At 67.6% G+C, this 20457-nt stretch carries 26 protein-coding genes; 18 read left to right on the plus strand and 8 right to left on the minus strand.

Translation table 11 applies throughout. From position 1 onward, the window contains the following. Positions 1-142: 142 nt before the first annotated feature. A complete protein-coding gene (locus DJ70_RS07350) occupies positions 143-553 on the minus strand; it encodes a hypothetical protein (RefSeq protein ID WP_094531536.1) in 411 nt (136 codons plus the stop codon). 113 nt (positions 554-666) lie between these two features. Here DJ70_RS07350 and DJ70_RS07355 point away from each other — a divergent pair, with 113 nt between their 5' ends. Together DJ70_RS07355 and DJ70_RS07360 are read left to right on the plus strand one after the other, a co-directional pair. Next, positions 667-876: a hypothetical protein gene (locus DJ70_RS07355; protein ID WP_094531538.1), complete on the plus strand. Its 210-nt coding sequence runs from the start codon at positions 667-669 to the stop codon at positions 874-876. Positions 877-1115: 239 nt separating this feature from the next. Next, positions 1116-1373, plus strand: coding sequence for a DUF7386 family protein (locus tag DJ70_RS07360; RefSeq protein WP_094531540.1), 258 nt, complete (start codon positions 1116-1118; stop codon positions 1371-1373). Positions 1374-1474: 101 nt separating this feature from the next. On the opposite strand, the gene DJ70_RS07365 is transcribed toward DJ70_RS07360, so the two are convergent. After that, positions 1475-1951 carry a type IV pilin gene (locus DJ70_RS07365; RefSeq protein ID WP_094531542.1) on the minus strand — a complete coding sequence of 159 codons (477 nt, stop codon included), beginning with the start codon at positions 1949-1951 and terminating at the stop codon, positions 1475-1477. A 172-nt stretch (positions 1952-2123) separates the two neighbouring features. Here DJ70_RS07365 and DJ70_RS07370 point away from each other — a divergent pair, with 172 nt between their 5' ends. Further along, positions 2124-2900: a hypothetical protein gene (locus tag DJ70_RS07370; RefSeq protein ID WP_094531544.1), complete on the plus strand. Its 777-nt coding sequence runs from the start codon at positions 2124-2126 to the stop codon at positions 2898-2900. A gap of 23 nt (positions 2901-2923) precedes the next feature. Here DJ70_RS07370 and DJ70_RS07375 read toward each other — a convergent pair whose 3' ends face one another. Further along, entirely contained in the window at positions 2924-3184 is a 261-nt protein-coding gene (locus DJ70_RS07375) for a phage repressor protein (RefSeq protein ID WP_094531546.1), read from the minus strand. 743 nt (positions 3185-3927) lie between these two features. On the opposite strand from DJ70_RS07375, the gene DJ70_RS07385 reads away from it, so the two are divergent. The 6 genes from DJ70_RS07385 to DJ70_RS07410 all read left to right on the plus strand — a co-directional run bounded on the left by DJ70_RS07385 (position 3928) and on the right by DJ70_RS07410 (position 7768). After that, positions 3928-4950: a tyrosine-type recombinase/integrase gene (locus tag DJ70_RS07385; protein WP_094531550.1), complete on the plus strand. Its 1023-nt coding sequence runs from the start codon at positions 3928-3930 to the stop codon at positions 4948-4950. A 419-nt stretch (positions 4951-5369) separates the two neighbouring features. Then, positions 5370-6122 carry a hypothetical protein gene (locus DJ70_RS07390; protein WP_094531552.1) on the plus strand — a complete coding sequence of 251 codons (753 nt, stop codon included), beginning with the start codon at positions 5370-5372 and terminating at the stop codon, positions 6120-6122. Further along, positions 6080-6787, plus strand: coding sequence for a class I SAM-dependent methyltransferase (locus tag DJ70_RS07395; protein WP_094531700.1), 708 nt, complete (start codon positions 6080-6082; stop codon positions 6785-6787). The genes DJ70_RS07390 and DJ70_RS07395 overlap by 43 nt, the downstream gene beginning before the upstream one ends. 40 nt (positions 6788-6827) lie before the next feature. Continuing rightward, positions 6828-6968 (plus strand): hypothetical protein, encoded by a 141-nt coding sequence (locus DJ70_RS07400; protein ID WP_245810755.1) that lies wholly within the window; start codon positions 6828-6830, stop codon positions 6966-6968. A gap of 113 nt (positions 6969-7081) precedes the next feature. After that, complete coding sequence (locus DJ70_RS07405) at positions 7082-7333, plus strand: AbrB/MazE/SpoVT family DNA-binding domain-containing protein (RefSeq protein WP_066416798.1); 252 nt, start codon at positions 7082-7084, stop codon at positions 7331-7333. Next, a complete protein-coding gene (locus DJ70_RS07410) occupies positions 7334-7768 on the plus strand; it encodes a PIN domain-containing protein (RefSeq protein WP_094531553.1) in 435 nt (144 codons plus the stop codon). It begins immediately after the preceding gene. A 236-nt stretch (positions 7769-8004) separates the two neighbouring features. Here DJ70_RS07410 and DJ70_RS07415 read toward each other — a convergent pair whose 3' ends face one another. From DJ70_RS07415 to DJ70_RS07425, 3 genes are all read right to left on the minus strand, one after another. Continuing rightward, the gene (locus DJ70_RS07415) at positions 8005-8256 is read right to left on the minus strand and encodes a type II toxin-antitoxin system HicA family toxin (RefSeq protein WP_094531555.1); all 252 of its coding nucleotides are present in this window, start codon (positions 8254-8256) and stop codon (positions 8005-8007) included. After that, positions 8257-8517 carry a type II toxin-antitoxin system HicB family antitoxin gene (locus DJ70_RS07420; protein WP_094531557.1) on the minus strand — a complete coding sequence of 87 codons (261 nt, stop codon included), beginning with the start codon at positions 8515-8517 and terminating at the stop codon, positions 8257-8259. Between the two features lie 141 nt (positions 8518-8658). Beyond that, entirely contained in the window at positions 8659-10176 is a 1518-nt protein-coding gene (locus tag DJ70_RS07425) for a class I adenylate-forming enzyme family protein (RefSeq protein WP_094531559.1), read from the minus strand. A gap of 144 nt (positions 10177-10320) precedes the next feature. Here DJ70_RS07425 and DJ70_RS07430 point away from each other — a divergent pair, with 144 nt between their 5' ends. Beyond that, positions 10321-11454 (plus strand): acyl-CoA dehydrogenase family protein, encoded by a 1134-nt coding sequence (locus tag DJ70_RS07430; RefSeq protein ID WP_094531561.1) that lies wholly within the window; start codon positions 10321-10323, stop codon positions 11452-11454. Further along, entirely contained in the window at positions 11451-12446 is a 996-nt protein-coding gene (locus tag DJ70_RS07435; RefSeq protein ID WP_094531563.1) for an LLM class flavin-dependent oxidoreductase, read from the plus strand. The genes DJ70_RS07430 and DJ70_RS07435 overlap by 4 nt, the downstream gene beginning before the upstream one ends. 31 nt (positions 12447-12477) lie before the next feature. On the opposite strand, the gene DJ70_RS07440 is transcribed toward DJ70_RS07435, so the two are convergent. After that, on the minus strand, positions 12478-13794 hold the full coding sequence (locus DJ70_RS07440) for a carboxylate--amine ligase (RefSeq protein WP_094531565.1): 1317 nt from the start codon (positions 13792-13794) through the stop codon (positions 12478-12480). Positions 13795-14012: 218 nt separating this feature from the next. On the opposite strand from DJ70_RS07440, the gene DJ70_RS07445 reads away from it, so the two are divergent. Together DJ70_RS07445 and DJ70_RS07450 are read left to right on the plus strand one after the other, a co-directional pair. Continuing rightward, the gene (locus tag DJ70_RS07445; RefSeq protein ID WP_094531567.1) at positions 14013-14540 is read left to right on the plus strand and encodes a DUF5813 family protein; all 528 of its coding nucleotides are present in this window, start codon (positions 14013-14015) and stop codon (positions 14538-14540) included. 85 nt (positions 14541-14625) lie between these two features. Next, positions 14626-14946 carry a hypothetical protein gene (locus tag DJ70_RS07450; RefSeq protein ID WP_094531569.1) on the plus strand — a complete coding sequence of 107 codons (321 nt, stop codon included), beginning with the start codon at positions 14626-14628 and terminating at the stop codon, positions 14944-14946. 138 nt (positions 14947-15084) lie between these two features. Here the strand turns inward: DJ70_RS07450 and tmk are convergent, their stop codons facing one another. Beyond that, complete coding sequence (tmk, locus tag DJ70_RS07455; protein WP_094531571.1) at positions 15085-15684, minus strand: dTMP kinase; 600 nt, start codon at positions 15682-15684, stop codon at positions 15085-15087. Between the two features lie 273 nt (positions 15685-15957). Between tmk and gcvH the strand changes: the two genes are divergently transcribed. The 5 genes from gcvH to DJ70_RS07480 all read left to right on the plus strand — a co-directional run bounded on the left by gcvH (position 15958) and on the right by DJ70_RS07480 (position 20456). Next, complete coding sequence (gene gcvH, locus DJ70_RS07460) at positions 15958-16341, plus strand: glycine cleavage system protein GcvH (RefSeq protein ID WP_094531573.1); 384 nt, start codon at positions 15958-15960, stop codon at positions 16339-16341. A gap of 193 nt (positions 16342-16534) precedes the next feature. Further along, complete coding sequence (gcvPA, locus tag DJ70_RS07465; protein WP_094531575.1) at positions 16535-17854, plus strand: aminomethyl-transferring glycine dehydrogenase subunit GcvPA; 1320 nt, start codon at positions 16535-16537, stop codon at positions 17852-17854. Position 17855: 1 nt separating this feature from the next. Next, a complete protein-coding gene (gene gcvPB, locus DJ70_RS07470; protein ID WP_094531577.1) occupies positions 17856-19286 on the plus strand; it encodes an aminomethyl-transferring glycine dehydrogenase subunit GcvPB in 1431 nt (476 codons plus the stop codon). Positions 19287-19406: 120 nt separating this feature from the next. Beyond that, on the plus strand, positions 19407-19850 hold the full coding sequence (locus tag DJ70_RS07475; protein ID WP_094531579.1) for a hypothetical protein: 444 nt from the start codon (positions 19407-19409) through the stop codon (positions 19848-19850). A 96-nt stretch (positions 19851-19946) separates the two neighbouring features. Beyond that, complete coding sequence (locus DJ70_RS07480) at positions 19947-20456, plus strand: metallophosphoesterase (protein ID WP_094531581.1); 510 nt, start codon at positions 19947-19949, stop codon at positions 20454-20456. Position 20457 lies beyond the last annotated feature (1 nt).

The raw sequence follows: 20457 nt of genomic DNA on the forward strand, positions 1-20457 counted from the left end.
ACGGCCGGCTCACCGAGCCCGTCCGCCAGCTGGGCCACCGCGTTGTAGTCGGCGAACTCGAGGAGCCCCCAGTTGACCGCGCCGATCGAGGTGAGGATCCAGATCACTCCCGCGATCGTGTCCTCGCCGTCCCAGATCGAACTCATAGCATCCACCCCAGGGCGAACTGCCCGGTGGTAACCGCGACGACGTACAGGAGCCCCCACAGGTCGGAGCTTTGGAAGAAGCTGCCGACCGAGTCAGGAAACACGATGAACGCGATCGGAAGCGCGAGCGTCCCGACCGCAGCCGCGAGGTAGTACCCTTGAAGCCCCTGAATGTCCTCCGAGAGGGTCTGTAACTCGGTGTTTTCGTTCGTGAGGATCGTCCCGGCGATCGAGCCGTAGCCGAGGATCCAGGCGGTCGAGAGCCCGATCCCGGAGACGGTGAACTGTGTCGCCGAGAACGTCACGTCGAATAGTTGGAACTGTGCGATACCGACGAGCATGAACGCCGACGCGAGCCCGGTGACGACCAGGGCCGCGTCGAGCGCGTCGAATTCCATCTTAGCCATGCGGACGGGACGGTCACGGTGATCCCCATATACTCCCGCATTCAGTACGGCGTAGGCCCGTCAGGTGTCACTTTGAGGTATCTTTAAGTGAACCACCGTGCCCGGACGCGTCGATGGGATTCAAAAGTCTCGTTGACCGCGACGGAAGCGGAACCGTAACGATCGACAAGCAACACCTCCAGCTAGACGGATTAGTCGCCGAAGACGGGTCGATCAAGGAAGCCGACGCGCACACCCAGCGCGTCGGCGAGCGCGCGTACCTGGTACGGTTCCCGGAGAACGGCGAAGTCCCCTCGTTGATCGAACTCGTGGGGCGAGCGTGAAACCCGCCGGAAGGGGGTTCTCGACGCGACCCCGTGGGGTCCGACGTGGATGTATTCACGAACCGCGATCTATGTACTTCGGTGGTCTTCGAGGACGGTTGAAGTACATAGAAATCGGTCGGGTTGTGGGTGACCACCGTCGAGATCGGAGTCGATCCGCCCGGACCATTTCAAGGCGGACCGGTTCAGCCACTCCAGAACGACGGGATCGTGACCCCCGTACATACGGTGAGGTATAAATGAGCCGTCGAACCAGCCTGAAACTCTCCGATGAACGTGAGCGGCAGCTCGAGAAGGCGAGCGAGATCGTGGCGAGCGGTCCCGACGACGACCCACCCATGTCGGTCGTCATCGACGCGGCACTCGCGCACCTCATTCAGTCAGAGACGAACATTCGAGAGGCTCGCGACGAACTAGATCCGACGACGATCCAGCAGTTCAATACTGATGTAATTGGGTTGCGGTACCGGACGCGGATAGAAAGCCGGTGGCGGTAACGTGGAATGTTTGGCCAGACAGACAAATAAACAATTTAGTGAGAGTTGTGTCTAATTGTGTGTGAAAATGAGTCGTATTCAACCGATTTGAATATATACGGCTACGGTGCGCCGTAGCTATTGAAGCTCTCGATCGTAAGGGTTCTGTCAACGAAGATCGAATCTGAAGGAGTGTGGATCAGTCGGATGTTGGTTATGCTGGTTCCACCAGTAGTAGCGTCGAATTCAATCGTCGATGACTCACCAACAGCGAGAGTTTCACCACTCGCTACACTCGAGAGCGTTTGTGTTTCGTCCACAACGTTTCCATCTGCATCTCGGACTTGAATATTGAATTCAGATAGCTGAAGTTCCTCACCGCCACCGTGTTCAATAGTAATCTCTCCCGTATTCGAGCTTTCATTTACGCTAAAGTCCAACTGTGCTGTCGGCTGACTGTCTCCGAGCGAATCACCGAGTCCGAGGACGAACGTTCCGATGACGGCGGCCAGAATGACGGTAATTGCGACCATGAGTATGACTCCGATAACGGGACTCACAGCCCGATCGTCCGTCGTGAATAGGTTGCTTGGTTTCATGATTGAACCCAGCTGGGGCCGAGAACGCGGGTACGAGCGTCCCCCGATCCGCGTTCGCCGGTCGCTGGCTATCTAAACAGAGGCGGATCCAGTATATGTACCTGCTGTCGTAAATATCATCCTTGAAAACGGAGTCGGCACGTTCAAATCCTGTTCACGAATAATCACGTGTATGTACCCCACACCACAGGCCCTCGCCCGCACCTACAGCGATCGCGAGTACCTTGACCCGTGGGAGAAAGTCCTCGACTACCGACGCGTTCAGGAGTACGCTGCCGATCATCCCAACCATGGGCGAACCCGCGTCGGAAACGCCCTCAACCTCCCTCCGAGTCGCGTCCGTGGCTGGCTCAACGGAGGGATGCCCGACCCGGTCCGTGGCATCCAGACCGCGATCGATCACGGATGGCTCGATCCCGACCCGAAGGGCGACGTGGTGGCCGCTCTCGTCGAGTTGCTGGCACACGTCCTCGCAGGCGGGAGCGTCAGCGAACTTTTCGTTCCCGCGGTGACATCCGGTCGGCGGATGGATCCCACGGTGATCTCCGAGGCTTTCCAGTCTGTCGGCGTCGACGTACGGACGCGCCACTCCGACAGCGATTCCCGAGCGACCGAACTCTATCCGACCACGGATTCCTCAGTCCTAGGGCGGTGTCTCGTTGTGATGGGAGCGCCGAAGGGCTCAAAGACCGAACTGTCTGCCCTCCCTGCCGTCGTCTGGGAGAGCTCAACCGCGACGCGCCGCCAATTCGTCGAGATATACGTGGCCCACCGTGGAGCGTATCTTGAAGGAAAGGCGACGACACGGATCCAAGAGGAACGCCCTGATTCATATCTCGAGGATCTTCACCGACTCATCACGGAATCTGTGGACGGAGAAGTGTCCATCGGTCCTAGTGGACTCACGATATCGGCTGACACCGCGAGGGAGCTTCGGATCGAGAAATAATCGGGGAAACGTCGGTCTACCAATTACTCGAGGTCATCGGTATCGAGTTCGCCCACGAGGTAGGCACGACCGCGATCGGTGATACGAGTGTATCCCTGCGGATCATCGTAGCGTTCGACGAGCCCTGCGTGTTCAAGTTTCGGAAGACGTCGATCGATTGTAGGCCGCGACACGTTGTCGACGTTGAACGCGATCGCCCGTGGAGGGATCGCTATCCCACACTCGTCGAGAAGCTCTAGGATAGCATCATCGGACTTAGTCATCCAACTCACCACGGGCCTCATGCTCTGTCAGTACCGTCATGCGGGTCTTAGTTATGTGGTAATCACTAGTGTGTGATTGAGTTCTCATTTAGAAGTAATAGAGTACAGCATCAAAATTAAATACCCTGTATTCTTGTGTAGGCAATAACGGAAGCACTCTCGCGGACCCGTCGCTCCTCGATGGGTCCGATCGTTCACAAAAGCGGACCCCGCTGCTGGGACAGCGGGCCCGCGTGGGCTTCCGTGAGACAGCACGAAAGCCATGTTTGGACACTACGCGCCGGGGTTTGAAGGCCCCGATCGACCGAGGAACCGCAACACAACCGCCGGAGTCGACCACTTTCAGTTTCACTCCGCGCGTCTGGATCCTACCTTTAATACATCCGTCCGTCGGCCTGAATCGATGGTCCCGAAAGAAGTTGTGCGGATCGAAGACCGGCAGGACAGGTGGCGGTACGTGTGCCCTCGCGGGCATCGTTCCTGGGAACCAACGAACCACCATTTCTGGTGTCAGAAGTGTGCCGCTCACGACGACGTGGACGGCGTATTTCACGAACTCAGCGACCGGAAAACGGGTGCGCTTATCCCACGCAATCGCGTGCGGCTCGTGACCCAGGTCGGTCCCTACGATCGCGATCTCGACGGAGAAGGATCCGCGTGACCGACGAGAAGCGCGGCCACGCCCGGCGGATCGCGGAGCAGCTCGCGATGTACGACGACGAGGATGACGAACACGATAGCGACGACGAGACGGAGGGATCGGAGTGAGCGACGACGATCTACAAGACATTCCGCCGTCGGTCGCGCGGGATCTGTATCTCGACCAGCGGCGCGAGGAAGTGAGTACGTCGACGCTCAAATCCCATCGGTACCGGGTTGACCAGTTCGTCGAATGGTGCGAGGAAAACGGGATCCGGAGCATGGCGGACCTCGATGGGCTCGACCTTCACAACTACCGGATCAAACGTCGCGAGGAGGACGGACTAAAGACGATCTCCCTACAGGGACAGCTCTCTACGATCCGCCAGTTCCTCCGTGTTTGTGCGAACGTGGAGGCCGTCGAAGAGGGACTTCACGAGAAGATCATCCTCCCGAGCGTGCCGAAGTCGGAACAATCGAGCGACGAGCTGCTAGAGAAAGGCGCGGCCGAGGCCGCGCTCGAATACCTGAATCGGTATCAGTACGCCTCGCGGGAACACGTCGAGCTGCTACTCTTGTGGCGTACGTCGATGCGACGGGGCGGGATTCGTTCGCTCGACCTGGGTGACTTCGACCGTGAGGAGGGGGTTCTCGAAGTCCGTCACCGGCCCGAGAGTGAGACGCCGCTGAAGAACGGCGAGTGGTCGGAGCGCGACGTTCAGATTCACGACTCGGTCCGAGACGCGTTGATCGCGTACATCGAAGGACCGCGGAAGGACGTGGTCGACGACTACGATCGGGCTCCGATACTGACGACGACGCACGGTCGCGTCGCCCGCGGAACGGTGAAACAGGACATGTACCGGGTCACCCGGCCCTGTATGTACGGCGTCGAGTGTCCCCACGATCGAGATCCCGACGAGTGTGAAGCGACCGAAGCCCGGAAGGCGAGCAAGTGCCCGTCCTCGCGATCGCCGCACGCGATCCGGACGGGATCGGTCACGGCCTACCTGGACGAAGGGACGCCGAAGGCGGTCCTCGGTGACCGGGTCGATATGACCGAGAAGACGATGGAAACGCATTACGACAAGGCGAGCAAGCGCGAGCGGATGTACCGCCGGACCGACTACTTGCCGGAGGATTTCTGACCATGAACGCGACTATTGACGAGACAAATTCGATCCCGGTCGAAACGGGGCATCGCCGATCATTCAGCCGCTACCCGTGTTGGCCCACCTACGACGTCCACGGTCTTTGGCCGTGGCGTATTAGGGGCCGGGAACTCCCCAGCCACCTAATTTCCGCACTTCCGTACCTCCAGAGGCTGATTCTTACCGTCCAAGCTGGAATTCGATCGACCCTAGAGCCGTCGGCGGTCGCGGGAGGGGGAGGAACTCGGTGCCGCATCAGACCTCGTACCCGGCGCACTGCGGTTACGGGTGGTCATGCTTCGAGATGCCGTCGCGGTTGCCGTCGCAGTAGCCAACCGTCGAAACGCCACCACGAAATCGACACAGGGCGAGGGCCGCGCACCCACGTTCAAGTGGCCTGACACCCATTCCCACGTATGGCGGGGCCCGACCCCGAGCAGCTACGTCACCTGATCGACCGCTTCCCCCGGCCACCGGACGACGACCGTGCTGACGACCTGCTCGACGGCGCCTACGGCCGGATGGCCGGCGAGTGGTACGACCGCCTCCGCGGGCTCGCGGACGCCTACGCCGACGGCGACGCGCTCCGCGAGGAACTGCTCGTCCACGCCGAGGCCGTCCCCGCGTTCCGCCTGAGCGACGGCGCCGCGCCGTTGCCCGAGCGCCGGAGACGACTGAGGGAAGCCGCCGACGAACTCCCGGAGATCGCCGAAGCGGCCGCGTGGTACGCCGACCTCCGAGACCTGCTCGAGGACGACCCCGACGACCTCTCCCCGGTCGAGCGCGCGCTACACGACTTCGGCTACGTCCTGGCACACGGGCTGTTCCTCGGCGCCAGCACGCCCGAAACCGCGGTTCGCCGGCTCAGGCTCGCCTACCGGCTCGTCGGCGTCCGGATCGACGACACCGAGACCGACGGCGCAGAGCGGACGACGTTCACCTGCCCGTACCGGAACCTCGGCGCGGGTCGGTGCGGAACGCGCTGGCTCTGTCACGAGAAGCTCGACCGTGTCGACGACGGCTACGTCACCTACCTCGCGGAGCGCGGGATCGACTACCGGCGGCCGCGGGCCTGTGCGGGATCCGAGCAGTGCCACTCCGCGGTCGCGCGGGAGAGCCCCGAGCGCTGGTGGCCGAAGACGCCGCCCGCGGCAGTGAGCGAGTCGTGACGGGCCCCGAGCACGTCGACCGCGTACGGGAGAGATACGACCGCTGGGCGCGGGTCTACGACTGGTTCGCGCGGGCGACCGCCGGCGTCGGCGGCGTCCGGGACGCCTGCGTCGACGCGCTGGACGTGGACGAGGGCGACACGGTGGTCGAGTTCGGTTGCGGCCCCGGCCCGAACCTCCCCGCGCTCCGGGAGGCGGTCGGCCCGTCGGGTCACGTCGTCGGCGTCGACCTCACCGGGCGGATGCTCGACCGCGCGCAGGTGCTGATCGCCCGCCGCGGCTGGCGGAACGTCTCGCTCGTACGGGGCGATGCGGCCACCCCGGCCGTCGCCGACGCGGACGCGGTGCTATCAACGTTCGTCACCTCGCTGTTCCCCGATCCGGCGGCGGTGGTGGGCGAGTGGTGCGAGCTGGCCGACCGCGTCGTCGTCGCCGGCTTCGCACCGCGCGGGAACCGCGCCGCGAACGCGGCGCTGTGGGCGTTCACGCGGCTGAGCACGTCGCTGTTCGACGCGACCGGTGAGGACCCGCTGGGGCAACTGGACCGACGGACTGCGGCCGCCCGGCACGAGTTGGACGCCCGGATGGACAGGGTGGAGGGCGGAACGTTCGCGTTCGGAACGATCGTGGTGAGCGCCGGGTACCGAGAGACGGCCGTTCGTTGAGGAACTCTACGCCCGGTACGAGGAGCGGCACGACGACCCCGTGACGCTACGGTATCTCCGGGAGAACTACCTGCCGAAGCCGGAGCAGTACGACCTGATCGAGGTCGAGGATGATGGAGGGACGAAGCGGTACTCCCTCGTCGGCGTTGACGGGCCGAAACCTCCCCTCGAACGGCGCTGATTCGGCAATCATCGGATACGGACGGCCGGCTGAACGAGAAATGGAGATCCACGTTCCGAACCGTAGTGTGATGGCACACTAGGATTATTGGCGGTGGTCCCATACCGCCGCGTATGAGCAGCGAGAGCGTCGACTCCGAGAGCAAGGTCTCGGGGAATCAGGCGAACATTCCGGCACACATCCGCCGAGAGCTGGAGATCGACGACGGCGACAAGCTCCGCTGGCGGATCGAGGACGACGGAACGCTCCGCGTGCGGGTCGTTCAACAGCGCAGCGGGACGTTCAGCGACTTCGACGGGTACGACGGCGATCAGGAGACGAACGTCGAGAGCGACCACGACGCCTGGGGCGTCGACCCCGAGTAGATGCCGCGCGCGCTCGTCGACACGACCGTTCTCTTCGCGGCGGCGTACCGCCGCGACGGCGCACACGATGACGCCCTCCCGATCCTCCGAGGAATCGACACTGCCGACCTGCCGGAGGCGGTGATCCTCGATTACGTGCTCGCGGAGACGCTCAACGGGCTGACGACGCACGCTGGTCACGACGCCGCCGTCGACTTTCTCGACCGCGTGGAGGAGAACACGCGGCTCCACGTCGACTCCCTGACCGCGGACGCGTTCGCGACGGCGAAGGGCCTCTTCCGGCAACACGAACGGTTCTCGTTCGTCCACGCCTGTACCGTCGCGTACATGCGACTGGAGGGTCTCGGCTACCTCTACGCGTTCGACGACGACTTCGACGCCGCCGAGGACGTCTACCGCCTCGACGTCGCGACCGATCCGTATCAGCCGGAGTGACCGAGACGCGGTTCGTGTTCAGCGAGGCGCACCGGAACTCTCACACGAGTCTACCTCGTGAACACGATCGACGAGGCGCTCGTCGACGGGCTCGCGGCGTTGGGGGGGCGACCGGGTCCCCTTGTACGAGGACCTCCCGGCGCGAACCGAGATCCGTTTTCGAGGACTTCGAGGATGGGGTCGTCAGTTGGCAGTCGTATCCACTCGATGGTTTCGCACGTATCACGGCTCGGCAGTCATCGATGCGCGTCGATCCACTCACACCACGCGTGGAAATCCTCAGCTCCACACTGGTCAGCGATCGAGTGGAGCGTTCCAGTCGGGATCTCGTCTTCGGACTTCATTGGGATCGTGACGATCCGCACCTCGTCGGTATCGGGTGACGCGTATCGCATCTTCAAGTGGCTTCCAACCCGACCGACTCGTCTGTATCCGAAGTCGTTGAGCACTGATGCGATCTCTTGTCCGGAGAAGTTCGTCCGGACCATTCACTTCATGAATTCGGGAAGCTCCTCGACGCCGGGCTTCGTGTCCTCAAGGCCCCACTCCTCGAGGTCCTCGTCGGTGACGGGCTCGCCGCCATCCTCGTGGAGCTCGATCGCCTCCGCGAGCATCCGGAGTGCTTCGGCTTTCGTATCTCCGTAGGATGCGACACCGCTCTCGAGGTCCTTCGCGGTGATCTTCCCGCCGTCCTCGTGAATGAACTCGACGCCCTCCTCGTCGGGGGCGTCGCGTGTCGCACTCGCCATACTCCTCCTTCGCGGACCGTTCGAATAAGCGTTCTGTCGGTGTCGGACCATCCGGAACCGATCGGAACCCCGCGGGTCGGGCGAAACCGATTCTCGGTGGAGCCGAGCCCATCGGTCACCGTTCCACACGCCGTGAAGGGGTTACAGCCGTTCCTCCAGCGTCTGCCGGTCGAGCTTTCCGGTGGCGTTCCGCGGGAGCGCGTCGACGAAAGTCACGTCCCGCGGATGTTTGAACGCCGCGAGCTCCGCGAGGACGTGGTCTCTCACCTCCTCGGCGGTGAGATCGGCTCGAGGGAGACGGTCGACGAACGCCACCGGCTTTCTCCCCTTCCACTCGTCGGGTTTCCCGACGACGGCGGCCTCGCGGACGCCGTCGAGTTCCTCGATGACGCCCTCGACCTCCTGGGGGTAGACGTTCTCGCCGCCGGTGATGATCGTGTAGTCGACCCTGTCGAGCACGTGGACGTAGCCGTCCTCGTCCACGCGGGCGTAGTCGCCGGTGTGGAACCACTCGCCGGTCCACTCCGCCTCGTGGTCGAGATAGCCCGTCAACAACGCTTCGCCGCGAACCAGCAGCTCGCCGGGTTCGTTCGTGGGGACCTCCGCGCCGGTCGATCTGTCGACGACCTTCGCCTCGATGAGCCGGCCGGAGGTCCGGCCGACGCTCGGGAGCCGTCGCGACCCCCGTCTGTCCTCCCAGAGGCCGGCGGCGAAGGTCTCGGTCATGCCCCAGCCGTTGAGGACCGGCGCGTCGAGGAACGCCTCCGACCGCCGTATCAGGTCGGCGGACACGCCCGCCCCGCCGATGACGCCGGTGCGAACCGAGTCGGTGTCGACCGAGCGGTCCGGCGCCACGGCCAGCCAGTCTTTGAACATGGCCGGGACGCCGGAGAAGACGTTCACGCCGTGAGCCTCGACGTCGTCGAGCGCCGCCACCGGGTCCCACTCCTCGCGCAGGAGCAGCTCGCCGCCCGCCTTCAGCGTCGGTCCCAGGATCGTTCCGATACCCGTACAGTGGTACAGCGGCATGACCGCGAGAAAGACGCTCCCCGGCCCCATCTCGTAGGAGACCACGGAGGCGTCGCTGACGGCGATCAGGTTGGCATGCGTGTGGACCACGCCCTTCGGACGACCGGTCGTTCCGCTCGTGTGGAGGACGAACGCCTCGCGCTCGCCCATCGTCTCGGGGACGGCGACGGCAGGACGTGTCGTGCGAACCGCGGCGTCCCACCGTCTGACGCCGTCCGGGGCGTCGTCGGTGCGAACGCCGAAGACGGTGACGTCGGCGGCGTCGGTGGCGTCGCTCTCCTCGAGCGCGTCGGTGACCGCCGGTAGCGTTTCCCCGCTCGCGATCGCGGCGCTCGGCTCGACCTGATCCAGCAGCGACGCGACCTCCCGCCGCCGGAAACGGGTGTTCACGGGGACGACGACCGCCCGCCGGGCGAGCGACCCGAGCGTGGACGTGACGAAGTGGTAGGTGTTCGGGAGCATCACCACGACGGCGTCCCCGGCGTCGACCCCGGCGTCGCGGAGGACGGTGGCCGCCGAGCGGGCGTCCTCGAGCAGGTCCGCGTAGGTCCACGTTACGTCACCCTCCCGGACGGCGACTCGGTCGGGAAACGCGCGTTCGTTCGATGCCAGATAGTCGAGGTAGTTCATTGGCGACGTCGCCCACGGAATCCGGTGACAGGCGGACCGGCGTCACATCGATACAAAAGGATTACGGAGAATCGAGGATTCGGCCGCGGACCGCCGCATCGCGCCGCCGGTAGTTATATCCAGAAAACGTCGATACTAGGTCGCATGGAACTGACCGACGAGGAGCGCGTCATCAGACGACACGTGCGCGAGTTCGGCCGCGAGGAGATCGAACCGGTCGCGGTCGAGCACGAACGCGAGGGCCGCTACCCCTGGGACGTGATCGAGACCGCCGCCGAGGCGGACCTGCTCGCCCCCCGACTCGACGAGTCGGTCGGCGGTGCGGGGCTCGACGTCGTGGCCTCGTTGCTGGTCAACGAGGAACTCCACCGGGCTGACCCGGGTATCGCCGAGTCGGTCACGTCGACGACGTTCGGGTGTGAACCGCTCGTCGAGCACGGCCGCGACGAACACGTCGAGGAGTGGGTCCGACCCGCCACCCGAGGCGAGGCTGTCACGGGGGTCGCGATGACCGAGCCCGAGGCGGGATCCGACTTCGCCGCCATCCGGACGACGGCCGAGCGCGACGGCGACGCGTACCTGCTGAACGGCGACAAAGTGTTCATCAGCAACGGCAGCGTCGCCGACGCGCTCGTCGTGTACGCGCGCACGAGCGAGCCGGAGGAGCCTCATCGCGGTATCTCGGCCTTCGTCGTCCCGACGGACCGGGAGGGCGTCGACCGGACGTCGATGGACGGGTATCTCGGACCGGCCCCGACCGACGTCGCGCAAGTCTTCCTGAACGACGTACGCGTGCCCGTCGAGGATCGCCTCGGTGAGGAAGGCGACGGCTTCTATCAGGCGATGGCCTTCCTCGACGAGGCCCGCCTGGAGGTGGCGGCGGCGTCGATCGGCGCCGCCCGCGGCGCGATGGACTTGCTCCGCGAGTACACCACGGAGCGGGAGGCGTTCGGCGACGCCGTCGCCGAGAAGCAGGCCGTTCGCCACCGGGTGGCGGACCTGGAGACCCGACTGGACGCCGGTCGGGCGCTCGTCTACGAGGTCGGGCGTGACCTCGAGCGCGAAGGGGAGGTCGACTCCGACCGGTCGGCGAAGGCGAAGCTGCTGGCGACCACGCTTCTGGAGGACGTCGCGAGCGAGGCCGTCCAACTACACGGCGGGTACGGCGTCTTCGACGAGTACCGCGTCGAGACGTTCTTCCGCTTCTCGAAGATCCCACAGATATACGAGGGAACCAACGAGATACTGCGAGAGGTGATCGCGGGGGAGACCCTATGACCATGAACGTCGGGATCAACGTCAGCGACATCGATCACGACCTGACGCTCGACCTCGCCCGTCGCGCCGAACGGGCCGAACTCGAGAGCGTCCTGCTCGGCGAGACCTGGGGGTGGGAGGCGTTCACGTTGCTCGGGGAGCTCGCACGGGTAACCGAGACCGTCACGCTCGGAACGGGCATCGTCCCGGTCTACTCGCGGTCACCCGCGTTGCTGGGGCAGGCCGCCGCGACGGCCGCTCGCGCCACGGGCGGCCGGTTCCGCCTCGGGATCGGCGCCAGCGGTCCCGCCGTCATCGAGAACTGGCACGGCGCCGAGTTCGACCGTCCCGTCGGCCGGACGGCGGAGACCGTTCGGATCGTAAAGCGGGTCCTCTCCGGCGAGGTCGTGGACCACGACGGAACGGACTTCGACCTCTCGGGCTTCCGGCTCAGGGTGGACCCGCCGGGAGACGTTCCCGTCTACGTCGGCGCGCTCGGGGAGACGAACGTGCGGATGGCGGGCGCCGAGGCCGACGGCTGGATGCCCGTGTTCATGCCCGAGGGGCGGTTCGAGGAGCTCTACGAGGAGTTCCGCGACAGCGCCGAGGGACGGGGACGCGATCCGGACGAGCTGGCCGTCGTCCCGAACACCGTCGCGGCGGTGGCGGAGGACGGGCAGGCCGCTCGCGACATGGTCCGACACCACATCGCGTTCTACGTCGGCACGATGGGGTCGTTCTACCATCGGATGCTCTCGGAAGCGGGGTACGACGACGAGGCCGACGCGATCCGGGACGCCTGGCGGGACGAGGGCCCGGAGGCGGCGACCGAGCAAGTCCCCGACGCGGTCGTCGACGCGGCGGCCGTCGCCGGCACGCCCGAACGGGCGGCCGAGCGGCTGGCGGCCTACGAGGACCTCGGCGTCGACGGGCTCTCGCTGTACTTCCCGCGGCGTGCGGACGCGGACCTCATGCGCGAGACGGTCGACCACCTCGGATCGCTCACGGAGTGAGCCGGAGCGGCCGATCCCGCGGGCGTACCCCTCAACAGGAGCAGTAGTACTCGCGGTCGACGAACGCCGTCTCGAACAGCTTCGCGGCCGGGGCCGGATCCGACGGACGGTAGACCCCGGTGGTGAGGTCGCCCTCGCGCTCGAAGGAGCCGGCGACGAGCCGCCGCCAGTCGTCGCCCGACAGCTGGTCCCAGAAGGCGTCGTCGCCGGCGAGAAGCGAGAGGTAGTCGCGGAGGTACACCCAGCGGTTCGGCTCGCTCGACGCGTCGAGGTTGGACTCGTACTCCGCGTCGGTGACCGCGGCGTACGCCGCCATCGGGAGGTTCGCGCCGGCGGCGACCGGCAGCGAGATCCACTTCCACGGGCGGGTGTTGACGTCGAGCAGCAGGAACTCCTCGCGCTCGTCGTCGTAGACGAACTCCGCCTCGCTGATCCCGTGGTAGCCGGCGTCGTCGAGCACGGCGAGCGCGCGCTCCTCGATCGCGGGCTCGTCTGCCGTCTCGACGAGACAGGAGGTCCCGAACTGGAGCGGGTACCGGACCGCCGCGTTGCCCACGACCGCGAGCGCGTCGTCGACGCCCGAGGGCGGGACGTACGACGCCAGCGAGTGGTCCCGCCCGGTCGCGACGTCGACGCGCTTCTGGGCCATCACCTCGACGCCCTCGGCGGCCGCGCTCGCGACGACCTCCCCGAACTCCGCGCGGTCCGCGACGGTCACCACGTTCGTGCCGAACGCCTCCTCGAACTCGCGTTTACGGGCGGGCTTCACCACGAGCGGGAAGCCGAGCGCGTCGGCCGCCGCGTCGAGGGCGTCCGCGTCGATCCCGGCGGTGTCGCCGGCCTCTCCGCTCGAAGCGCCCCCGAACCGGTGGGTCTCCGGGTAGGGGATCCCCAGCTCCTCGCAGGTCGCGTACAGCCGGGACTTGTTCAACACGTCGTCGATCGTGTCGATCCCCGAGTAGGGGAGCCGGACGCCGTCGGGGTCGGCCTCGGCGTACGCGAGCGCCCACTCGTCCATACAGCCGAACGCGACCGCCTCGGTCCCGGCGGCGTCGACGATCGCCTCCACGTCCTCGCGGAAGCCGTCGAGGTCCGCGAGCGGGTAAGTGACCGCCCCGGCGACGTCGACGGCGTCGGAGGGCGGCGCGAGCCCGTCGTGGGTGACGGAGTCCGACCCGTCGCCGGCCGCGCGGTCGAGCGCGATCACGGGGACGTCGTGGGCGTCGAGCGCGCGGGCGACGCCGAGGCCGGTGACGTGGGCGTTGCTGACGAGCGCGGGCGGCCGGTCGAACGACGCGTCCGCGAGCGCGTCGATCAATCCCTCGGTCGAGCGGAATCGGTCTGCCATGGCTCCCCTCCCGCGGCCGGATACAAAGGCACACCAGTACCGGCCCGACGTGCCCCCATCGGTGACGCGCGGGGGAGCGCCGTTTCCGGCGAGCGGCCGACCCGAGCCCGGTGCCCCGACGAGCGCGCGGTCGCGACCCCGACGCGAACCCGTCCCGACACCGACGCGAACCCGTCCCGACGCGCGGTCCTTTTGGGGACGCGGGCCCTTCTCGGGGTATGAGCGAGAGCGAGCGCGAGGACGACGGCGACGAGGTTCCGGGACGCGTCCGCCGGGCCTTCCGCGACCACGGCTCCTTCGAGTCCGCGGACGACGGCGGGTGGCGCTCCGTGACGACCGCCTTCGACGCCGCGGTCGAGGCCGAGCCGCCCTCCGAGGACGGCCGGATACGGCTCTCGATCGTCGTCCGCGTTCCGACGCTGTCGGCGGTCACCGTCGACGACGTGGCCGACGTCGTCGAGACGGGGTGGTACGAGACGTTCGAGCGCCGGGTCGTCGACGTCGGCGGCGTCACCCGCGGGGACCACGAGTTCGATCCCCGCGTCGGTCGCGATGATGACGAGATCGTCGTCCGGTTCGCGTTGACGGACATCAACGAGCGGCGCGGCGTCGACGACGCGGGCGCGCTGATCGACTTCGTCGAGGGAACCTACGTCCAGGGCGTGATCCCCGGCTACGAGTACACCGACCCGGTTTCGGGACTCGTCTCGTCCGCCAGACGCCAGGGTGACGGAGGAACGGTCTGAGTCGTGACGGATCGACCCCGCCCGGCGGGAGTCGCGGACCGGCGCGGGGCGATAGGGGCAAAAGCGGGGGGCCCGTAGGGCGGGTATGATCGCGCTCTTCGGGTTCGCGAGCCTCGTCGGGCTCGTCGCCTTCCACACGCTCGTCGCCGGCGTGACGACGCGCTTTTTCAGGCTCCGGCTGGCGACCTCGTGGGGATGGGTGCTGTACACGGTCGTCCTGACGCCGATGCTGCTGTTCGTCTCGACGCTGTTCTTCACCGGCATCGGGGTCGGGGCGGGCGTCGACCTCGTGAGTCCGACGATCGTCGTCTCGGTGCTCGTGGCCCTGCCGATCGTGTTGGGCGTCGCCATCGACTACCTCTACGTGCCGCCGCCCGAGGAGTACGAGCTTCCGGACACCCGGTGAGGGGGGGAGAGGGAGGAGAAGAGAGAGAGAGGGCAAGAGAGGAGAAGGAGCAGAGGGGGAGAGGGAAAGAGGGAGGAGAAGAACGGGGGCGAGAAGCGGGAGAAGCGAGGCCGGCGACGCATCGAGCGCGTTCCCTCGCTACTCCGCGTCCCCGAGAAGGGACTCGACGACGTCCTCGACGCGGCCGATCACGTCCTCGGGGGGCCGCGTGGCGTCGACGCGGACGAACCGTCCGGGCTCGGCGTCGATCAGTCGCTCGTAGTTCTCTCTGACCGCGGCGAGGTAGCCGTCCCGCTCGAACTTGTCCGTCCGGCCGGCGCGCTCCGCGGCGGTGGCCGCGTCGAGGTCGAGGTAGATCGTCGCGTCCGGCGGGCGCGAGAAGGCGGCGTGGATCCCCCGGACGTACTCCATCGGTCGGGCGATGTCGACGTCGCTCTCGGCGAGCGTCGCGCCCTGGTAGGCGAACCGTGAGTCCGAGTACCGGTCCGAGACGACGAGCTTTCCGTCGGCGAGCGCGGGTCGGATCGTCCCCGAGAGGTGGTCGGCGTGGTCGGCGGTGTACAGGAAGAGCTCGGCGAGCGGGTCGGCGCCCGCGTCGCCCATCGAGCGGTACACCGCGTCGCCGTACCAGCTGTCGGTCGGCTCGCGGGTGAAGACGGCCTCCGAGTGGACGTCCTTCAGCGCCTCCCAGACGGTCGTCTTTCCGCTCCCGTCGAGCCCCTCCAGCGTGATCAGCATGGTCGCGCTCCGACCCGCCGGGAGAATAAACCGTCGGGATCCGAACGCGTGGAACCCGGCCGGAACGCGCCGTCTCGGACCCCGCCGCGCTCCGGCGGGACGGGGCGGATCGGCCGCCGGGAACACACCTTTTATCTCCCCGTCCTCGGTAGGAACACGCACGCGCATCGCGAGCGCACACGACGGGGCCGCCGTCCGATCCGGAGGCTGCGACGGCCGATCCGGGTCCGACCCGGTCCGGTCAGGTCGACGTGTGCCGCGATCGATCCCACAATGAGCTTCGAAGTTCCCGACGAGTTACGATATCTGGAATCGCACGAGTGGACCACCGTCGACGACGAGGCCGTCCGCGTCGGCATCTCCGACTTCGCACAGGACGAGCTCGGCGACGTGGTCTTCGTCGAGCTTCCCGACGCCGGCGACGAGATCGCGGCCGGCGAGGCGTTCGGCGTGGTCGAGTCGATCAAGGCGGTCTCGGACGTGTACGCGCCGGTGTCCGGCGAGGTCCTCGCGGTCAACGAGGAGCTCTTCGATCGCCCCGAGCTCGTCAACGAGGACCCCTACGGCGACGGCTGGCTGATCGAGATCGCCCCGAGCGACGGCGTCGACCACGACGAACTGCTCGACGCCGACGAGTACGACGCGCAGATCGCCTGAACGCGGCACGGCCCGACACACCGACCCGACACCACATGACGAGCCACCAAACGCCACCGGAGCGGACCCGATCAACCGACCGAACCGACCGATCCGGACCGACCGGACTGACCTCACCGACCGGACCGACCCGACGAACCGGACGAACCGGAGCCGCCGGGTCGACCGCGGCCGGAACCGACGCGGGGCACAGATGAGCGGGAGCCCGTACGCGCCCCACACCGACGCCGAGACCGCGGCGATGCTCGAGACGATCGGCGTCGCCGACGAGGAGGCGCTCTTCGACATCCCGGACGACGTCGCCTTCGACGGCGCGTTCGGGATCGACGCCCGGACCGAACGCGGGATCCGCGACGAGTGCGCCCGCATCTTCGGCCGGAACGCCGACGCGACCGAGTTCCTCGGCCGCGGCCACTACGCCCACTACGTGCCGAGCGTCGTCGACCACCTCTCGGACCGCGCGGAGTTCCTCACGAGCTACACCCAGTACCAGCCGGAGATCTCCCAGGGCTTCCTCCAGGCGCTCTTCGAGTACCAGTCGATGCTCGTCGAGCTCACCGGGCTCCCGGTCGCGAACTGCTCGATGTACGACGCCGCCACCGCGCTGGCGGAGGCCGCGACGCTCGCGGACCGCACGCGCTCGACGTCCGGCGACGTCGTCCTCGTCCCCGGCCACCTCCGGGAGGGGAAGCGGGCGGTCCTCGACAACTACTGTGCCGGCGCGGACCTGACCGTCGAGTCGTACCCGATGGACGACGGGATCGCCGACCTCGACGCCCTCGCGGACCGCGTCGGCGACGACGTCGTCATGGTGTACGCGGAGAACCCCACGCTCCGCGGCTGTATCGAGGAGAACCTCGCCGCGATCGGCGAGATCGCCGCCGACGCCGACGCGCTGTTCACGCTGGGGTCGGACGTCGTCGCGCTGTCGGTGCTGGAAGAGCCCGCGAGCGTCGGGGCCGACGTCGTCGTCGGCGAGGCGGGCGCGCTCGGGCTCCCGACCGCCTACGGGATGGGACTGGGGATCTTCGCCTGCCGCGAGGAGCACCTCCGGCAGGTCCCCGGCCGGCTCGTCGGCGCGAGCGAGGACGCCGCCGGCGACCGGGCGTTCACGCTCACGCTCCAGACGCGCGAACAGCACATCCGCAAGGAGCGGGCGACCTCGAACATCTGTACGAACCAGGCGTGGGTCGCACTGCGCGCGGCGATCCACGCCGCGTGGCTCGGGCCGGACGGCCTCGTCGACCTCGCGAGCGACTGCGTGCGCGAGGCCGCCGCCCTCGCCGACCGCCTCGACGAGGTCTCCGGGGCGGCCGCGCCGGTCCACGACCGCCACCACGTCCGGGAGTTCGCGGTGCGGACCGACCAGCCGGCGGCTCCCGTGGCCGACGACCTCGCCGACGCGGGGTTCCTCGTCCACGTCGTCGGCGAGCACCTGCTCCAGGTGTGCGTGACCGACCTCACCGCCGGGAAGTCCGACGACCTCGTCGCGGCGTTCGAGGAGGTGATCTGAGATGATCCACGACCAGGCCGACTACACGCGCGAGGAGGAGGCGGTTCACGAGCCGCTGCTCTCCGAGAAGGGCGAGGGGACGGTCGACGTGCGCGAGGAGTCGCCGCTCCCCGACGATCTGACCCGCGAGGAGCTCACGCTTCCCGCGCCCTCGGAGCCGGAGATCGCCCGCCACTACACCCGGCTCTCGCAGATGAACTGGGCGATCGACGCCGGCCCGTACCCGCTCGGGAGCTGTACGATGAAGTACAACCCGAAGTTCACGGAGGACGTGGCCGCGGACCCGAACGCCGCGGTCCACCCCGACCGGCCGGACCGGTCGGTCCAGGGGAACCTCGAGCTCCAGTACCGGCTCCAGGAGTTCCTCGGGGAGATCGGGGGGATGGACGCCGTCACGCTCCAGCCGCCCGCCGGTGCGGCCGGCGAGCTCACGGGGATCCTGATCGCGAAGGCGTACCACGAGCACCACGGCAACGACCGCTCGGAGGTGGTGATCCCGGCGTCCGCACACGGCACCAACTTCGCGACCGCCGCGACCGCCGGCTACGAGGTGGTCGAACTCCCCTCCGGCGAGGACGGCCGCGTCGACCTGGAGGCGCTCGAGGCCGCCGTCGGCGACGACACCGCCGCCCTGATGTTGACGAATCCGAACACGGTCGGGCTCTTCGAGCGCGACATCACGGAGATAGCCGAGATCGTCCACGACGCGGGCGGGCTGCTCTACTACGACGGCGCGAACCTCAACGCGCTGCTCGGGCGCGGCCGCCCCGGCGACATGGGGTTCGACGTGATGCACTACAACGTCCACAAGACGTTCGCGACGCCCCACGGCGGCGGCGGCCCCGGCGCGGGCCCCGTCGGGGTGACGGCGGAGCTGGCCGACTTCCTCCCGAGCCCGCGGGTTCGCGAGACGAACGGCGAGAGGGGGTACGAGCGCTTCGAGCCCGCCGAGTCGATCGGGAAGGTCCACGGCTTCGAGGGCAACTGGCTCGTGTTGATCAAGGCGTACGCCTACATCGCCCGGCTCGGCGACGAGGGGCTCCGTGACGCCGCGGCGAAGGCCGTGCTCAACGCGAACTACCTCGCCGAGCGGGTCGACCTCGAGGTTCCCTACGGCCCCTTCCACCACGAGTTCGCGGCGACCGCGGGCGACCGCGACGCAGCCGACGTGGCCAAGCGCATGCTGGACTTCGGCGTCCACCCGCCGACGACGAAGTGGCCCGAGATGGTGCCCGAGGCGATGTTGACGGAGCCGACCGAGATCGAGAACCGCTCCTCGCTCGACGACCTCGCGGAGGCGTTCGACCTGGCGTACGCGGACGCCGACGAGGCGCTCGAGACCGCGCCGAACCGCACCGCCGCCGCCCGGATCGACCAGGTCGGGGCCGCCCGGAACCCGCGGCTCTCCTGGCAGGCGCTCGACGGGGAGTAGTCGAGAGGGCGGAGCGGACGCCCCCGACGAGCCGTCGGACTGCTCCCGACCGGTCCCGACCGCTCTCGGCGCGTGAGAACCGTTGACGTCCCTTTCTCCCGACGGGCCGCACGAACGCGCATGATACGAGCGATCCTCGGGCTCGCCGGAGCCCTCGCCGCGCTGTTTCCGGACCGAGCGGTCGACGCCTTCGAGGCGGTCGCGCTCGAGGAGACCGACGCGGAGACGAAGCCGTGGGTCGGGTCCGCGGTCCGCGCCGAGGGCGTCCTGGCGGTCGCCGCCGGGCTGCTCGGCGGCCGCGCCTCCGCGTGGCCGGCGAACGTCACCGGCGTCTTCGGCCTCGTCGTGTTCGCGGTCCCGAGGGCGTACCGGGCCTTCGCCGCCCGACTCCTGTACGAGGAGCCGGACGAGGTCCGGTGGGCGGACCGCTCGACGCCGCTTCTCAGAGCCGTCGGGGCGGCGTACGTCCTCGCGGCCCTCGGGGCGTTCCGGCGCCGTCGCCGTGGCCGCGAGCGCGGGGACGACTCGGGGAGCGAGGACCCGGCGGAGCGCGTCGAGGCGTGATCGGCGGGGAGCGGGGCCGACCGCGCTCGCGTGTCCTCGGAGCTCGTCGACGCCTCGCCCCGGTCGCTTTTGAACGCGCCGCGCGTACCGGCGGACATGCTCGTCGGCATCGTCTCCGACACCCACGACGACCTCGCCGCCGTCGAGGCGGCGATCGATCTGTTCGAATCGGCGGGCGTCGACGCGGTCGTCCACTGCGGCGACTTCGTCGCCCCCTTCTCCGTGACCCCCTTCGACGCCGGCTTCGAGTTCCACGCCGTCCGCGGGAACAACGACGGCGAGTGGGCGGTGGAGTCCACGGTGAACGCGTTCGGGACCTACCACGGCGAGGCCGGGACGCTCTCGGTCGACGGCGTCGACGTCGCCGTCACCCACGGGACGAGCGAGGTCGTCGTCGACGCGCTCGTCGACTGCGGCGACTACGACTACGTCCTCCACGGCCACACCCACGCGCACGGGGTCGAGGAACGGGACGGCACCGTGCGGGTGAACCCCGGCGGGCTCCCGATCCCGGTCGCGGGCGCGGACGACGCCTTCCGCGTCGCGACGCTCGACACGGCCGCGTCAGGGTCCGCAGCCGTGACGCACCACCGGCTGGACCGCTGAA

Source organism: Halorubrum halodurans, assembly GCF_002252985.1.
Lineage (GTDB): Archaea > Halobacteriota > Halobacteria > Halobacteriales > Haloferacaceae > Halorubrum > Halorubrum halodurans.

Bases quoted from the DNA above. Each gene is read 5' to 3' on its own strand.
- DJ70_RS07350 (WP_094531536.1), bottom strand. From the start codon at position 553: ATGGCTAAGATGGAATTCGACGCGCTCGACGCGGCCCTGGTCGTCACC.
- DJ70_RS07355 (WP_094531538.1), top strand. From the start codon at position 667: ATGGGATTCAAAAGTCTCGTTGACCGCGACGGAAGCGGAACCGTAACG.
- DJ70_RS07360 (WP_094531540.1), top strand. From the start codon at position 1,116: ATGAGCCGTCGAACCAGCCTGAAACTCTCCGATGAACGTGAGCGGCAG.
- DJ70_RS07365 (WP_094531542.1), bottom strand. From the start codon at position 1,951: ATGAAACCAAGCAACCTATTCACGACGGACGATCGGGCTGTGAGTCCC.
- DJ70_RS07370 (WP_094531544.1), top strand. From the start codon at position 2,124: ATGTACCCCACACCACAGGCCCTCGCCCGCACCTACAGCGATCGCGAG.
- DJ70_RS07375 (WP_094531546.1), bottom strand. From the start codon at position 3,184: ATGAGGCCCGTGGTGAGTTGGATGACTAAGTCCGATGATGCTATCCTA.
- DJ70_RS07390 (WP_094531552.1), top strand. From the start codon at position 5,370: ATGGCGGGGCCCGACCCCGAGCAGCTACGTCACCTGATCGACCGCTTC.
- DJ70_RS07405 (WP_066416798.1), top strand. From the start codon at position 7,082: ATGAGCAGCGAGAGCGTCGACTCCGAGAGCAAGGTCTCGGGGAATCAG.
- DJ70_RS07410 (WP_094531553.1), top strand. From the start codon at position 7,334: ATGCCGCGCGCGCTCGTCGACACGACCGTTCTCTTCGCGGCGGCGTAC.
- DJ70_RS07415 (WP_094531555.1), bottom strand. From the start codon at position 8,256: ATGGTCCGGACGAACTTCTCCGGACAAGAGATCGCATCAGTGCTCAAC.
- DJ70_RS07420 (WP_094531557.1), bottom strand. From the start codon at position 8,517: ATGGCGAGTGCGACACGCGACGCCCCCGACGAGGAGGGCGTCGAGTTC.
- DJ70_RS07425 (WP_094531559.1), bottom strand. From the start codon at position 10,176: ATGAACTACCTCGACTATCTGGCATCGAACGAACGCGCGTTTCCCGAC.
- DJ70_RS07430 (WP_094531561.1), top strand. From the start codon at position 10,321: ATGGAACTGACCGACGAGGAGCGCGTCATCAGACGACACGTGCGCGAG.
- DJ70_RS07435 (WP_094531563.1), top strand. From the start codon at position 11,451: ATGACCATGAACGTCGGGATCAACGTCAGCGACATCGATCACGACCTG.
- DJ70_RS07440 (WP_094531565.1), bottom strand. From the start codon at position 13,794: ATGGCAGACCGATTCCGCTCGACCGAGGGATTGATCGACGCGCTCGCG.
- DJ70_RS07445 (WP_094531567.1), top strand. From the start codon at position 14,013: ATGAGCGAGAGCGAGCGCGAGGACGACGGCGACGAGGTTCCGGGACGC.
- DJ70_RS07450 (WP_094531569.1), top strand. From the start codon at position 14,626: ATGATCGCGCTCTTCGGGTTCGCGAGCCTCGTCGGGCTCGTCGCCTTC.
- tmk (WP_094531571.1), bottom strand. From the start codon at position 15,684: ATGCTGATCACGCTGGAGGGGCTCGACGGGAGCGGAAAGACGACCGTC.
- gcvH (WP_094531573.1), top strand. From the start codon at position 15,958: ATGAGCTTCGAAGTTCCCGACGAGTTACGATATCTGGAATCGCACGAG.
- gcvPA (WP_094531575.1), top strand. From the start codon at position 16,535: ATGAGCGGGAGCCCGTACGCGCCCCACACCGACGCCGAGACCGCGGCG.
- gcvPB (WP_094531577.1), top strand. From the start codon at position 17,856: ATGATCCACGACCAGGCCGACTACACGCGCGAGGAGGAGGCGGTTCAC.
- DJ70_RS07475 (WP_094531579.1), top strand. From the start codon at position 19,407: ATGATACGAGCGATCCTCGGGCTCGCCGGAGCCCTCGCCGCGCTGTTT.
- DJ70_RS07480 (WP_094531581.1), top strand. From the start codon at position 19,947: ATGCTCGTCGGCATCGTCTCCGACACCCACGACGACCTCGCCGCCGTC.